Genomic DNA, 13360 nt, shown 5'->3' on the forward strand with positions numbered 1-13360 from the left:
ACGTGGCGGGGACGCTCCGGGCGAGCGCGCTGACCGTCGCGCGGCCCAGGCCGCAGCTACTCAGGGAGGATTGGGCCGAGCTCGACGGCACCTGGGGGTTCGCGTACGACGATACAGAGGTCGGCGAGCGGGAGGGCTGGCACGCCGCCGGCCACCGGCTGGCAGGGACCATCGCCGTGCCGTACCCGCCGGAGAGCCCTGCATCCGGGGTCGGAGACGACCGTTTCCACGACGTGGTCTGGTACCAGAGAGAGGTGTCGTGGGAGGACGTGCTCGAAGCGGGCTTCTCCTCCGGCCGGCCCCGCGTGCTGCTGCACTTCGGTGCTGTCGACTACCGCGCGAGCGTGTGGCTGAACGGCATCCCGGTCGGCAGCCACGAGGGCGGCCACACGCCGTTCACCCTCGACATCACGACCGCGATCGTCGACGGCGGCGTGCAGCTCATCACGGTGCGGGCCGAAGACAGGGCCGCCGACGTGGAGCAGCCGCGCGGCAAGCAGGACTGGCAGGAAGACGCGCACATCATCTGGTACCGGCGCACCACCGGGATCTGGCAGCCGGTCTGGCTCGAAGCGACGCCCGAGGTGTTCGTCGAGCAGTTGCACCTGACCCCGGATGTGCCGAGTGCAGCGGTCGCGTTCGAGGTGAACCTGAACCGGCCTCCGGCGCCCGGCACACGCTGCCGCATCCGGTTGCTGCTGGGCGACGAGACGATCGCCGAGCTCACCACCGCGGTGGGCAGCCAACGCCATGTCGGCGAGATCACGGTGCCCCGGCTGCGGAACGGGCAGGACCGCGACCGCATCCTGTGGTCGCCGGATTCGCCTGTCCTGGTGGATGCGACCGTCACCGTCGAGACACAAGGCGGCGACTCCGACACCGTGTACAGCTACCTCGGGCTGCGGTCGGTGGATGCGCGCGACGGCAGCTTCCTGCTCAACGACCGTCCCGTCGTCCTCCGTTCCGTGCTCAGTCAGGGCTACTGGCCGCAGTCGCACCTGGCCGCACCGGATGAACGGGCGCTCCTGCACGAGGTGGAGCTGATCCTGTCGCTCGGCTTCAACTCCGCCAGAGTGCACCAGAAGATCGAGGACCCGCGCTTCCTCTACTGGGCGGACAGGCTCGGGCTGATGCTGTGGGCGGAGGCGCCGGCGGCGTACGTGTTCTCCGCGACGGCGGTCGAGCGGCTGACCAGCGAGTGGATGCGCGCGGTCGACCGCGATCGGTCGCACCCCTCCGTGATCACCTGGGTGCCGCTGAACGAGAGCTGGGGCGTGCAGGACATCGCGCACTCGCCGGCGCAGCGCGCGTTCGCCCGCGGCCTGGCCGACCTGACCAGGGCACTCGACCCGACGCGTCCGGTGATCACGAACGACGGCTGGGAACACCTCGAATCGGACATCCTCTCCGTGCACGACTACGACGCGGACCCGGAGACGGTGCGATCACGGTACCTCGACGGAGCCGCCCGCGACGCCCTCCGGCACGGCATCGGCCCGTGCGGGCGGGCGATGGTGCTCACCGACGCGCTGCGCGACGACGCCCCGCTGATGCTGACGGAGTTCGGCGGCATCGAGTTCGCCGCGGGAAGCGGCCCGGCCGCGGAGGACAGCTGGGGGTACTCGACGGCAGACACGCACGAGCAGTTCGAGGACCGGTTGCGCTCCCTCTACCGGGCGGTGCAGGCCAGCACCGTGCTCGCCGGCACCTGCTACACGCAGCTGACGGACACGATGCAGGAGGCGAACGGACTCTGCAGGGAGGACAGGACGCCCAAGCTCGCCGCGCGCACCATCCGGGAGATCGTCACCGGGGCCGCAGAACCGTCATGAGATACGGTAAGGATCGCACGGGCGAGGCCCCCACGGGAAGGAACCGGACATGCCAGAACGGGCGAGCGCCAGGCGCGTCACCCTTCGCGACATCGCCGAGAAGGTGGGCATCACCCCGTCAGCCGTCTCGATGGCCCTCGCCGGGAAGCCGCGCATCGGGGACGACACGCGCAAGGCCGTGCTCGCCGCCGCGTCGGAGCTCGGTTACGTGCCCAGCTCGGCCGCCCGCGCCTTGCGCAGCCAGCACGCAGGCACCATCGCGCTGATCGTCCCCACCACGGCGACGCACGTGTTCGGGCACAGCTACTTCATGCTGGTGCTCGAGGGCACCTCCTCCGTCGCCAACGAGAACGACGTGCAGCTGCTCGTCTCCACGAACCCGGACAACGAACACGGGCTGGCCGCGTACGAGCGCGTCATGCGCTCCAACAGCGCGGACGGCGCGATCCTCACGAGCGCGGCGATCGACGACCCGACCGTCGAGCGCCTGATCGCGAGCGGCCTGCCCGTCGTGATGATCGGCAACTTCCCGTACCTTCCGTCGGCGGTGACCGTCGGCATCGACGACCGTGGGGCATCCCGTGCGATCACCGAGCACCTGATCACGGCGCACGGCAGGAGCAGACTGCTCCACCTCTCCGGTCCGCTCGATCACCAGACCGGCGCGGACCGGCGCGACGGATTCCTGGATGCGGTGCGCGCCCACGGCGTGGAGGATGCGTCGCTGGTCATCGAGGGAGACCTCAGCGAGGCCTCCGGCGTGGCAGCGGTGCGTGAGCTGGGCGACGGCGTCTCCGCGTTCGACGGGATCGTCGCCGCCAACGACGACATGGCGTTCGGCGCGCTGACGACGCTGCGGAGCGCATCCATCGACGTGCCGGGCGCTGTCGCGATCGTCGGCTTCGACGACTTCGGGCTCGCGCGGGTGACCACACCGAGCATCAGCACCGTGCGCGTGCCCGCGCAGCGGATCGCCCGGATCGCGAGCGAGCGGCTGTTCGAGATCATGGCGGGGGTCGACGGCTGGCAGCGGCACGAAGTGGGCGTCGACCTGGTGCTGCGGCAGTCCTGTGGATGCACGGCTCAGGACGCGACGGAGGCCGACGCGGTCGTGGTCCCGGTCGCGCCGGCCGGCACGGGAGGGGTAGCGGGCTGACGCTCGCGGGCCATACACTCTGTTTAATCGTTAAAGCACTCGTTTTCGCCGATGCTTTAACGATGAAGCTCCTGCAAGCAACGACGCTGGAAAGGAAGGAAACACCGTGCACACCGTCTCAACGACGACCGGCAAGCGGTATCTCACCGCCGCGCTGGGCCTCTTCACCCTCGTACTCGCCCTCGTCTTCTCCCCTCTGGCGGCCCCCGCCCCCGCTTCGGCGGCCGGCGACGGTCCGTGCGACATCTACGCGGCGGGCGGAACGCCCTGCGTCGCGGCGTACAGCCCGGCGCGCGCCCTCTACGCCTCGTACAACGGCCCGCTCTACCAGGTGAAGCGCGCCTCCGACGGCGCCACCAGGAACATAGGCGTGCTCTCGGCAGGCGGATACGCCGACGCGACGCAGCAGGACACCTTCTGCTCCGGCACGACCTGCGTCATCCCGATCGTGTACGACCAGTCCCCCAACCACAACGACCTCACGCCCGCCCCGGCCGGCGAGCAGGGAGCGGCCAACGCCCCCGCGGACGCCGGCGCGCTGCCCATCACGGTCGCCGGGACGAAGGCATACGGCCTCTACCTTCCACCGGGGGTCGCATACCGCCGGTCGAGCACGGTGACCATCGGCACGGCACGCGGCGCGAGCCCGGAGTCGATGTACATGGTCGCCAGCGGGACGAACGTCAACAGCGCGTGCTGCTCCGACTTCGGGAACGTCGAGACCGACACCGTCGACACCGGCGCAGGGCACATGGACACGCTCAACCTCTCCACCCTCGGCGCGAACGGAGCCACCGGGCACGGCCCGTGGGTGCAGGCCGACCTCGAAGAGGGCGTCTTCCAGGGCAAGACCGCTGTGTGGACGCCCAACCAGGGCAACGCATCCAAATTCGTCACCGCCGTGCTCAAGAACAACGGCGTCGACACGTTCGCGCTCAAGGGAGGCAACGCGCAGTCCGGCGGACTCTCCACCTGGTACAACGGCGCCCTGCCGGACGGCACAGACCGGTTCGGCAGCACCTGGAAGCCGATGAAGCTCGAGGGCTCGATCGGGCTGGGAGCCGGCGGCGACAACTCCAACCGCGGCACGCAGTCCTTCTTCGAGGGCGTGATGACCAGCGGATACGCGACGGACGCCACCGAGAACGCCGTGCAGACGAACATCGTCGCCCAGAACTACCAGGGCGTGAGCACGGGCGGCGGTCCGGGCAGGACCATCGTCGGGCCTGGCGGGAAGTGCGTCGACGTGGCAGGGGACGACGTCGGGGGCAACCTCGCCACGGTGCAGCTGTGGGACTGCAAGACCCTCGCCGCCGATCAGCACTGGGTCGGCAGCGCGCTGCGTGAGGGAACGCTCAACACGCTCGGCCGCTGCCTCGACGTCGACGGCAACGTGACGACCCTCGGAACGGGCGTCGAGCTCTACGACTGCAACGGTGCTGGCGGCCAGCAGTGGATCCCGCAGGCCGACGGCTCGATCAAGAACCCCGCATCCGGTCTCTGCCTGGATGCGCCGAACGGCAACACGGCCAACGGCACGCCGCTGAGGATCTGGACCTGCAACGGCGCCGCCGCGCAGAAGTTCACCGTCGCGACCCCGATCCTCTATCCGGTGGCCGGCGCCGCGTCGAAGTGCGTCGACGTCGCCGGCGACGACGTGAACGGCAACGGAGGGGTCGTGCAGCTCTGGACCTGCCAGAACGTGGTCACCGGCGCACCGGGCGGCCGGGCGGAGGCGCGCGACCAGCAGTGGACGTACAACCCCGCCGACCAGAGCGTGCGGACCATCGGCCGCTGCCTCGACATCGACGGCAACTCCACGGTGATGGGCACCGGCGTCGAACTGTACGACTGCAACAACGTCGGCGGCCAGCACTGGGTGCCGCAGGCAAACGGGGCTCTGCTGAACCCCGCATCCGGATACTGCCTCGACTCCCCGAACGGCGCGACCGCCAACGGGACGGCGCTGCGGATCTGGGTGTGCAACGGGGCTCCAGCCCAGCGGTTCGTCCTGAACTGAGCGGCGGTGGGTGGCCTGGACGCGATGCGCATCCGGGCCACCCACTAGCCCGCCGGCGCCGCGCGCGTACGATGACCCGACATGAACACAACCGGATGGATCATCCTGATCGTCGTCGTGGTGGTGGTGATCGCGATCATCGTCGTGATCGCCATGACAGCGGGACGGCGACGGAAGCAGGAACTCGACCGGCACCGGGCGGAGGAGCTCCGGGTCGCCGCCCGCGACGACGACCTCGCCGCGCGCGAACGGGAGGCCAAGGCGTCCCAGGCCGAGGCGGACGCGAAGCAGGCGGAGGTCGAAGCCGAACGGCGACGCCGCGACGCTGAGGCGCACGCCGCCGAGGCGCGCGACGCCCGCGCATCGGTCGACGAGAAGCTGTCGAAGGCCGACGCGGTCGACCCCGACGTGCGCACGGATAAGAACGGTGCGAGGACCGTGGAGGCCGACCGGACCGTGGAGGCCGACCGGACAACGGCAGCCGACCGGGCCGTCGACGACGACCGCCGCGAGCCGCGCCACAGCGAGCCGCGGATGGACATGGGCGGCAGCGACGGCACGACGAGCACACCGCCGCCCCCGCCGCCGGCGCGCTGACCGGCGAACGTCAGCGCGACGCCTCGAGCACGGTCGCCGCTCTGTCGATCAACCCGTACTGCGTCGCCTTCGCAATGGCGTCGCGGCGATTGGCCACGCCCAGCTTGCGATAGATGTGCGCCATGTGGGTCTTCACGGTGTTCACAGAGATGACGAACCTCGCCGCCAGCTCGGTGTTGGTCAGCCGGGTGGGCAGCAGGGCGATCAGCTCCAGCTCGCGACCGGTGAACGCTCCGGCCGGTTCGAGCTCGCCGGACGCATCCGGATGGTCGCCGGCTGCAGCGAGCACGGCGAGGCAGGTGGGGTGGAACAGCCCGTCGGCCAGGTGCTCCACGCGCCGGACGACCACCGTGCCTGCCTGGAGGAAGACCCGGACGAGCCCGTGCCTGTCCGCGATGTCCATCGCCTCGGACAGCAGGCCGTCGGCCCTGTCGTCCAGCCCGACAGCCGCCGAGCACCACGACTCGAGGATGAGCGCCCTGGCCTTGCCGAGCGGTTCGGCAGCATCCGGCAGGTCGGAGAGATGCCGTACGAACTCCCTGGCCGCATCCGGATGCCCGAGAGCGAGCTCGGCCGCCGCCTCCTCGAACACCACGGACGTGGTGGTCACGCCGGAGCGGTCCGAGAGTCTCCTCGCGCTGTCCGGCGCCCCGCTCAGCCGGAGCGACCTGCTCTGCCTGGCGAGGAGTCGGTCGGCGACGACCGGCGGCGACGGACCCGTCGGCGGCCCGGGGAGCCTGTCGTTCTCCGCCAGGTCGACCACGTCGCAGATCGCCGCGTATGCGACCCAGGAGAGCTGGCGGCGACCGGTCGCCGCGATGCGGGCGAACCCCTCACGGTATTCGGCCTTCGCACGGCCGGGCTCCACACGCTCGATCGCGGTCAGCGCCAGTGCGAGGTGCGCCTCCGCCGTGCTCGGATGCCGCCAGTTGTTCGTCTCGCGGGCGAGGGCGAGGGCGTCCTCTGCGTAGCGGTCGGCGATGCCGGTGCGGCCGCACCACGCACTCAGCAGGGCGAGCGAGCCGAGCACCGCGATGCGCCAGACGGAGTGCCCCGCGCCGTCCGTCGCGAGAGCCGCGGTGAGCCAGTGGCGGGCCTGGGCGAAGTTCCCGACGAGGAAGTGGGCGCGGCCGAGCGAGAGCATGGCGATCGTGGTCATGGCGTCGACGCCGGGAAGCCTGCTCGGCCTCTGCGCGTCCCCGATCCGCTCGATGGATGCCAGGGCCTGCTCCGCGCAGGCGATGGCCACCTCGGGCCGGTGCCCCCAGTGCACCAGCGCGGAGAGGAACGTCTGTGCGCACGCCCGCTCGAACAGCGTGCTCTCCGGCCGGTCGGCGATGGCGCGCAGGCGGTTCTCCGCCAGACCGGCGTCCCCGCTCATCCCGGTGAGGATGCCCAGCAGCAGTTGCACATCCACCCGCTCGGCGAGCACGTCGGCGGGCAGCGCACCCAGCCAGCGCGCGAGGGAGCCGACGTCCGCCGCCTCGATCGCCTCGACCGCCGAGTCGAGGATGACGTCGATCGCGCTCTCCCAGTCGTGCGCCCTGAGCAGGTACTCGACCGCGATGCCCTCGTCGCCGTGAGCACGGTGCCACGCGGCGGCGCCCTCCAGGATCCTGGCCTCCGTGCCCGGCGCCTCCGACCGCATCCGGTAGCGGAGCAGGTCGCGGAACAGCTGGTGGAACCGGAACCACTCGCGGGAGTCGCGCAGCGGCACGAGGAAGAGGGACTGGCGTTCGAGCCTGCCCATGAGGTCGGAGCTGCGCTCGCCCAGGCCGAGGTCGGAGAGCAGTTCGGCGCTGAAATAGTCGAGAGCGCACAGCTCGAACAGCGTCTCGCGGTCGCCGGGAGGCAGCGCGCCGAGCACTTCTCCCGTGAGGTAGTCGGCGACGAGCCGGTCCGAGCCGCCGAACTCGGCGATGAACTGGGTGGAGTCTCGACGGAGCCGCAGGGTCATCGCGGCCATCTGGATGCCGGCCACCCACCCCTCCGTCCTGTCCAGCAGGGTCGCGACGCTCGCTCTGTCGAGTTCGCGCCCGGTGATCGTGGCCACCAGCTGCGCGGACTCGTCGTACGACATCGCGAACGCGGCCTGCCGCAGCTCGGGGACCTCGTAGCGCAGTCGAACGCCCGTCCACGCCACGGGAGAGTCGGAGCGGCTGGTGATCAGCAGGTGGATGTTGGGCGGCAGCAGCGCGACCGCCTCGCCCAGCTCGGCCAGCAGCGCCGGCTCGCTCAGGTGGTGCAGGTCTTCGAGGACGATCACGATCTGCGCCGTCGCGCTGAGCTTCGGGACGAGCGCCGTGACGAACGCGCGGCCGAACGGGGTCCCGGCACCCAGGACGATGGCGGCGATGTCGCCGCACGCCGGGCTGCTCTCGACCAGCGCGTCGATGAGGTGAGCGCCGAAGACGGTGGCGTCCCCGTCGGCCCCGACCACATCCATCCAGGCGAAACAGACCTCGGGATGCGACTCGACCCACTGACTTACCAGCACTGACTTGCCCGAGCCGGCCTGGGCGACCAGCAGAGTCAGCGGGTGATCGAGGGCGACATCGAGTTCATGCAGCAGCTGCGGTCTGTCCACAGCGTATGTCGGTACGTATCGGCCTGCGAGCATGTCGCCGCCCTCCTGGGGATCCTCTCAGTGTGGCACGCGGCGCTGCTCCCGGCCAGCGCAGGCATCACCCTCCGAGGATGATGACGCGAACGCCGGACGCGCGGACCATGAGGGGGACGTGACGATTCCGGCCGACGCCCGTTGGGAGGGTCAGCGGTGCACACCGAGGTTTTCGAGATCGTGGTGAAAGGCACACTGAGCCTTCCGCTGATCGAAGCGCTGGAAGGATTCACGGTCACCCGTGTCGAGGACGGCAACACGTACCTGCTCGGGGAGGTCCCCGACCAGGCACGACTCCAGGGCGTGCTCGCGATGCTGGCCGACCTGACGGCGGAACTGATCTCGGTGAACAGGGTGGATCAGGTGTGAGAAGAAGAGGAGCGAGTAGACGGCCGATCTCATCCCCCGGGGGTGATGCCGCCCGAACCGTGCCCCACTACTTTCGGCACCATCAGTTCGCTCGAACTGCGGTCATCGGAGGAATCCATGTCACACATCGACCCGGCAGCGGTCAGCACTCCGGCAACGCACTCCATCGACATCACGGCGGCCCTGCAGAGCGCCGCGCCCGTCCAGCGGCCCACGAACGGCCCGGCAGCCAGAGGAGTGGCAGCATGACGACGGCCGACCGGAGCATGAACAGCTCCTGGGGCGTCTTCGCCTCGGTCGTCGTGCTGCTGTCCGGCCTGTTCAGCGTGCTCCAGGGCATCGTCGCGATCTTCGCGCCCGACCCGTACTACGTGGTCTCGCACGGGACGCTGTTCATGCTCGACATCTCCGGATGGGGATGGTGGAACCTCATCATCGGCATCCTCATCGTCCTCACCGCCGGCGGCCTGTTCGCCGGTCAGACGTGGGCGCGGATCGTCGCCATCATCCTGGCCGTGCTGAGCGCGCTCGGCCAGCTGGTGCTCATCCCGGCCCAGCCGTGGTGGTCGGCGATCGTCATCGCAATGGACGTGCTCATCATCTACGCCGTGACAACCCACGGCGGTCGCCAGCACACGGAGGCATGATCATGAACTTCTGGGATTTCGTGGTGTATTCGTTCTGGATCTTCGTCTGGATCTCGTACCTGATGGTGCTCTTCTCGATCATCGCCGACATCTTCCGCGACCACGAGCTGAACGGCTGGCTGAAGGCGATCTGGATCATCTTCCTGGTCTTCGTGCCGTTCATCACCGCGCTGGTCTACCTCATCGCGCGCGGACCGAGCATGGCCCGCAGGAAGATGGCCGAGGTCCAGAGTGCGCAGGGGGAGACCGACGCGTACATCCGCACGGTCGCCTCCACGTCGTCGCCCGCCGATGAGATCGCGAAGGCGAAGACGTTGCTCGACAACGGGACCATCAGCCAGGCGGAGTTCGACTCGCTGAAGGCGCGCCTGCTCGCGGCTTAGGCCGCGTTCGGGCTGTACGGCACGCGCAGCGTCGCCGCGAACCGCTCGAACAGCGACGCATCGCCCTCGAGCTGCACGACGCCGGTGGCGACGGCCGTCGGCGCGTCCAGCTCGCCCGCCATCACATCCCGGATCTGCGGGCCGGCCGTGATCACGAGGTCCGGCTGCTCCGCCGGGCCCTGGCCGACTTCGATGGCGCCGTCGCGCATGACGACGTGCGCCTCGATGTCGCCGACGCGCACCGTGTACGCGCTGTTCCAGTCCTGCGGGACGACGCCGTCCCCTGCTGCCACCCGCAGTGCGGCCGTGATGGATGCGGTGGTGACGATCTCTCCGTCGCGCGGGGTCCGCATCCCTGCGGCTCCCCAGCGGGACAGGGCATCCAGCACCGGGCGCAGCTCGTCGCCGCGCGGCGTGAGCTCGTAGACGATGGAACGCTCGGCCCCCGACGGCGCCACGCGGGCGACGATCCCCTCGTCCTCCAGGTCTTTCAGCCGGGAGGCCAGGGTGTTGGTCGGGATGCCCGGGAGGCCGCTCGCCAGGTCGGAGTATCGGCGGGCCCCGACGCTGAGGTCGCGCAGGATGAGCAGCGTCCAGCGCTGGCCGACGATCTCCGCCGCGCGCGCCAGACCGCAGAACTGCCCGTAGTGCTGGTTCGTCATGAATGTCACTCTACCACTTGACTTCATTAATTGCAGTGTGCTTTATTTTTTGCAGCACATCAATCAAGGGAGTTTGACATGACCGACACCATCGACCGGGCGGAGGCGACCACATCGTCGGCCACCGCTCCACTGGCCGCCGCCTCACAGGCCTCCGCTCCACTGGCCGCCCGCAACCGCACAGCGCTCGCCCTCCTTCTCGCCGCCGTCTTCGTCGTGTTCCTGAACGAGACGATGATGGGTGTCGCCCTTCCGCGCATCCAGGAATCCCTGCACATCGACGCGACGCAGGGGCAGTGGCTGACCACCGCGTTCGCACTCACGATGGCCGTGGTCATCCCGATCACCGGCTGGCTGATGCAGCGGCTCGACACCCGTCCCGTCTTCACGGTGGCGATGTCGAGCTTCGCACTCGGCACGCTGGTCGCCGCCCTCTCCCCCGCCTTCGAGCTGCTCGTGGTCGGTCGCGTCATCCAGGCGGTCGGCACCGCGATCATGATGCCGCTGATGATGACCACGGTGATGACGGTCGTGCCGGCCGACGACCGCGGACGGATCATGGGGCGCGTCTCGATCGTGATGTCGGTGGCGCCCGCCGTCGGTCCCATCGTCTCCGGCGCCCTCATCCAGGTGCTGCCGTGGCAGGGACTGTTCTGGGTGATGCTGCCCATCGCGCTGGTCATGCTCGCCATCGGCGTTCGCAAGGTGCCGAACGTCTCCGAGACCAGGAAGGTGCCCCTGGATGTGCTGTCGGTGATCCTGTCCGCCGTCGCGTTCTCCGCCCTGGTGTTCGGACTCAGCCAGATCGGCGCGGCAGCCGTCGGCGGGGCGGCGGTGCAGCCCTGGATCCCGGTCGCCGTCGGCCTTGTGACGCTCGGCTTCTTCGGCTGGCGGCAGCTCGTGCTGCAGCGCACGGACTCGGCCCTGCTCGACCTGCGCACGTTCCTGTCACGTGACTTCGCGGTCTCCGTCTCGATGATGACCGCAGCGATGGTCGCCCTGTTCGGCGCGTTCATCGTGCTCCCCCAGTTCGCCAGGTATACGCTCGGTCTCGAACCGCTCTGGATCGGCGCGATCCTGCTCCCGGGCGGCCTCCTGATGGGCCTCGCCGGCCCGACCGTCGGCCGCCTCTACGACCGCTTCGGCCCGCGCCCGCTGGTCATCCCCGGCTCCATCGGCCTGGCCGTCGCGCTGTGGACCCTCGCCTTCGGACTCGGCGAAAGCTCATCCTGGGTCGTGCTCCTCGGCGCCCACATCGTGCTGATGCTGTCGCTCGCGTTCCTCTTCACCCCCGCGTTCAGCGCATCCCTCGGCGCGCTCCCTCCCCGCCTCTACTCGCACGGCAGCGCAACCATCGCCACCCTGCAGCAGGTCGCGGGAGCCGCGGGGACCGCGATCTTCGTCGCCCTCTACGCCACAGGAGTCGCCTCCACGACGAACGCCGACCCCGACCTGCCGTCGCCCGCCGCGGCTGCCGCCGGATCGCACCTCGCGTTCCTCGCCGGAGCCATCCTGTCGCTCGGGGTGATCGTGCTCGCCCTGTTCGTCCGGAAGCCCGCCAGCGCGGAACAGCAGGCTGACTGACAGCCGTTCATCCGTGACGCCGACCCCGCCTGGACAGCGCCTTGACGGCCCCGACCGCCCCCAACAGGATGGGTACCATGAGCACGGTCATCGTGAATCAGACCATCACCGCCGACGGTTATGCCGCCGGGATCCACCAGACGGAGGAGCGCCCGTTCGGCGAGGACGGCGGCGACGGATGGGGCAACAGACTCCACGGGTGGATGTTCGACCAGGGCGACGAGAACCGCGCCGAAGTCGAGCAGATGGCCGAGGCGGCCGGCGACGGCGAGATCTCGATCCAGGGCGGTGCGAACACGATCAACCAGTACCTCGCCGCCGGTCTGGTCGACGAGCTGCGACTCCACATCGTCCCCTTCACGCTCGGGGCCGGAGCGCGCCTGTTCGACGGCGTTCCCGCGCTCGATCTGGAGCGGGTCTCCGCCCGAGTTGCGAGCACGGTGATCCACGTCACCTACCGGGTGCTGCCGTGAACGCGGCGTCGGTGGGCGGGTCGGACTCACCCTGCCAGAAGTTCCACCGGTAACCCCACGGGTCGACGATGGTGAAGGTGAGCGGCCCGTACGGTTGTTTCTGGACGGCGCTGATCGGAGCATTGCCGTCGGCTGCTGAGACGCGTGCCCGATAGGCGTCGATGTCATCGACATGCACGATGAGCAGTGCGCCGGCGCCCTCTCCGACACGCGGCGGCCGGCCCGAGACCGAGATACGGCTCTCCCCGACGAGGATGTCGGCCTCTTTGGTGGACGGCCCGCCCAGGCGCCAACGCGTCGACGGCCCGAACTCGAGCACCCGCTCGAGCCAGTCGAGTGCTGCATCCGCGTCGTCGTAGTACAAGTAGGGAATCACTTCACCGAAGGCCATGGCATGCCCCTCTCGTCGCACCGATCCAAGCAGCGAACGCGCCGCACGGCAATACTCCGCTGCGCAGGAGCAGCAGCCGGAGGCAGACTGAGTTCACCCCCGCCACCGAGCGAAGGAGAAGACGACCATGACCGACCGTTCCGCCATCGAGGGCATCCTCGCCGCCAACCGCTACTGCGTGATCGGGAGCGCGGACGCATCCGGTGCGCCGTGGGTCACCCCGGTGTTCTTCGCTCCGCTCGACGCCGACCGGATCTGCTGGGTGTCGTCGCCGGATGCGCGGCACTCGCGCAACATCGCGAGCAGGGCCGCGGTCGCGATCACGGTGTTCGACTCCACGGTCGCCGTCGGCAGTGCGGAAGCTGCGTACTTCGACGCAGAGGCGTCCCCGGTGCCCGCCGATCAGGTCGCGGCCGCGCTGCTGGCGCTCAACCGGCGCCTGCCGGAGCAGAAGCAGTTGGAGCCGGCCGACCTCGAACCGGAGGGGCCGCTGGTGACGTATCAGGCGGTGGTGCTGCACCGGTACGTGCTGGTGCGCGGGGGCGACCCCGTGCACGGGAACACGCTGGACATGTCGCTCGAGGTGTGAACCACGGGGTGGACGACGCCGTGAGGCCAGGAGCGTT

The 13360-nt window shown here is 69.6% G+C and carries 14 protein-coding genes; 11 read left to right on the top strand and 3 right to left on the bottom strand.

Annotated features, from left to right (window positions below):
* Positions 1–2: 2 nt before the first annotated feature.
* The 4 genes from ACN6M5_RS10505 (at position 3) to ACN6M5_RS10520 (ending at position 5605) form a co-directional block, all read left to right on the top strand.
* Entirely contained in the window at positions 3–1832 is a 1830-nt protein-coding gene (locus ACN6M5_RS10505; protein ID WP_434949597.1) for a glycoside hydrolase family 2 protein, read from the top strand.
* Between the two features lie 49 nt (positions 1833–1881).
* Positions 1882–2988: a LacI family DNA-binding transcriptional regulator gene (locus ACN6M5_RS10510; protein WP_434949598.1), complete on the top strand. Its 1107-nt coding sequence runs from the start codon at positions 1882–1884 to the stop codon at positions 2986–2988.
* A gap of 106 nt (positions 2989–3094) precedes the next feature.
* Positions 3095–5008 (top strand): arabinofuranosidase catalytic domain-containing protein, encoded by a 1914-nt coding sequence (locus tag ACN6M5_RS10515; protein WP_434949599.1) that lies wholly within the window; start codon positions 3095–3097, stop codon positions 5006–5008.
* Positions 5009–5089: 81 nt separating this feature from the next.
* Entirely contained in the window at positions 5090–5605 is a 516-nt protein-coding gene (locus ACN6M5_RS10520; RefSeq protein WP_434949600.1) for a hypothetical protein, read from the top strand.
* A gap of 10 nt (positions 5606–5615) precedes the next feature.
* On the opposite strand, the gene ACN6M5_RS10525 is transcribed toward ACN6M5_RS10520, so the two are convergent.
* Positions 5616–8192, bottom strand: a complete 2577-nt coding sequence (locus ACN6M5_RS10525; protein WP_434949601.1) for a winged helix-turn-helix domain-containing protein — start codon at positions 8190–8192, stop codon at positions 5616–5618.
* Positions 8193–8381: 189 nt separating this feature from the next.
* Between ACN6M5_RS10525 and ACN6M5_RS10530 the strand changes: the two genes are divergently transcribed.
* The 4 genes from ACN6M5_RS10530 to ACN6M5_RS10545 all read left to right on the top strand — a co-directional run bounded on the left by ACN6M5_RS10530 (position 8382) and on the right by ACN6M5_RS10545 (position 9624).
* Entirely contained in the window at positions 8382–8594 is a 213-nt protein-coding gene (locus ACN6M5_RS10530) for a DUF8691 family protein (protein WP_434949602.1), read from the top strand.
* A gap of 117 nt (positions 8595–8711) precedes the next feature.
* Positions 8712–8843, top strand: coding sequence for a hypothetical protein (locus tag ACN6M5_RS10535; protein WP_434949604.1), 132 nt, complete (start codon positions 8712–8714; stop codon positions 8841–8843).
* On the top strand, positions 8840–9241 hold the full coding sequence (locus ACN6M5_RS10540; protein ID WP_085369044.1) for a DUF7144 family membrane protein: 402 nt from the start codon (positions 8840–8842) through the stop codon (positions 9239–9241). Before ACN6M5_RS10535 ends, ACN6M5_RS10540 begins: the two co-directional genes overlap by 4 nt.
* A 2-nt stretch (positions 9242–9243) precedes the next feature.
* On the top strand, positions 9244–9624 hold the full coding sequence (locus ACN6M5_RS10545; protein WP_085369106.1) for an SHOCT domain-containing protein: 381 nt from the start codon (positions 9244–9246) through the stop codon (positions 9622–9624).
* On the opposite strand, the gene ACN6M5_RS10550 is transcribed toward ACN6M5_RS10545, so the two are convergent.
* A complete protein-coding gene (locus ACN6M5_RS10550) occupies positions 9621–10286 on the bottom strand; it encodes an HxlR-like winged helix-turn-helix transcriptional regulator (protein WP_434949607.1) in 666 nt (221 codons plus the stop codon). The two genes, ACN6M5_RS10545 and ACN6M5_RS10550, sit on opposite strands and share 4 nt — an antisense overlap.
* A 78-nt stretch (positions 10287–10364) precedes the next feature.
* On the opposite strand from ACN6M5_RS10550, the gene ACN6M5_RS10555 reads away from it, so the two are divergent.
* Both ACN6M5_RS10555 and ACN6M5_RS10560 read left to right on the top strand, forming a co-directional pair.
* Complete coding sequence (locus ACN6M5_RS10555; RefSeq protein WP_434949609.1) at positions 10365–11870, top strand: DHA2 family efflux MFS transporter permease subunit; 1506 nt, start codon at positions 10365–10367, stop codon at positions 11868–11870.
* A gap of 77 nt (positions 11871–11947) precedes the next feature.
* Complete coding sequence (locus ACN6M5_RS10560) at positions 11948–12343, top strand: dihydrofolate reductase family protein (protein WP_434949611.1); 396 nt, start codon at positions 11948–11950, stop codon at positions 12341–12343.
* On the opposite strand, the gene ACN6M5_RS10565 is transcribed toward ACN6M5_RS10560, so the two are convergent.
* On the bottom strand, positions 12321–12734 hold the full coding sequence (locus tag ACN6M5_RS10565; protein WP_434949613.1) for a VOC family protein: 414 nt from the start codon (positions 12732–12734) through the stop codon (positions 12321–12323). The two genes, ACN6M5_RS10560 and ACN6M5_RS10565, sit on opposite strands and share 23 nt — an antisense overlap.
* A 127-nt stretch (positions 12735–12861) precedes the next feature.
* Between ACN6M5_RS10565 and ACN6M5_RS10570 the strand changes: the two genes are divergently transcribed.
* Positions 12862–13323: a pyridoxamine 5'-phosphate oxidase family protein gene (locus ACN6M5_RS10570; RefSeq protein ID WP_434949615.1), complete on the top strand. Its 462-nt coding sequence runs from the start codon at positions 12862–12864 to the stop codon at positions 13321–13323.
* Positions 13324–13360: the final 37 nt, after the last annotated feature.

This window comes from Leifsonia araucanica (assembly GCF_051161895.1).
Lineage (GTDB): Bacteria > Actinomycetota > Actinomycetes > Actinomycetales > Microbacteriaceae > Leifsonia.

Coding starts and splice junctions, on each gene's coding strand:
- ACN6M5_RS10510 (WP_434949598.1), top strand. CDS start 1,882: ATGCCAGAACGGGCGAGCGCCAGGCGCGTCACCCTTCGCGACATCGCC.
- ACN6M5_RS10520 (WP_434949600.1), top strand. CDS start 5,090: ATGAACACAACCGGATGGATCATCCTGATCGTCGTCGTGGTGGTGGTG.
- ACN6M5_RS10535 (WP_434949604.1), top strand. CDS start 8,712: ATGTCACACATCGACCCGGCAGCGGTCAGCACTCCGGCAACGCACTCC.
- ACN6M5_RS10540 (WP_085369044.1), top strand. CDS start 8,840: ATGACGACGGCCGACCGGAGCATGAACAGCTCCTGGGGCGTCTTCGCC.
- ACN6M5_RS10545 (WP_085369106.1), top strand. CDS start 9,244: ATGAACTTCTGGGATTTCGTGGTGTATTCGTTCTGGATCTTCGTCTGG.
- ACN6M5_RS10550 (WP_434949607.1), bottom strand. CDS start 10,286: ATGACGAACCAGCACTACGGGCAGTTCTGCGGTCTGGCGCGCGCGGCG.
- ACN6M5_RS10555 (WP_434949609.1), top strand. CDS start 10,365: ATGACCGACACCATCGACCGGGCGGAGGCGACCACATCGTCGGCCACC.
- ACN6M5_RS10560 (WP_434949611.1), top strand. CDS start 11,948: ATGAGCACGGTCATCGTGAATCAGACCATCACCGCCGACGGTTATGCC.
- ACN6M5_RS10565 (WP_434949613.1), bottom strand. CDS start 12,734: ATGGCCTTCGGTGAAGTGATTCCCTACTTGTACTACGACGACGCGGAT.
- ACN6M5_RS10570 (WP_434949615.1), top strand. CDS start 12,862: ATGACCGACCGTTCCGCCATCGAGGGCATCCTCGCCGCCAACCGCTAC.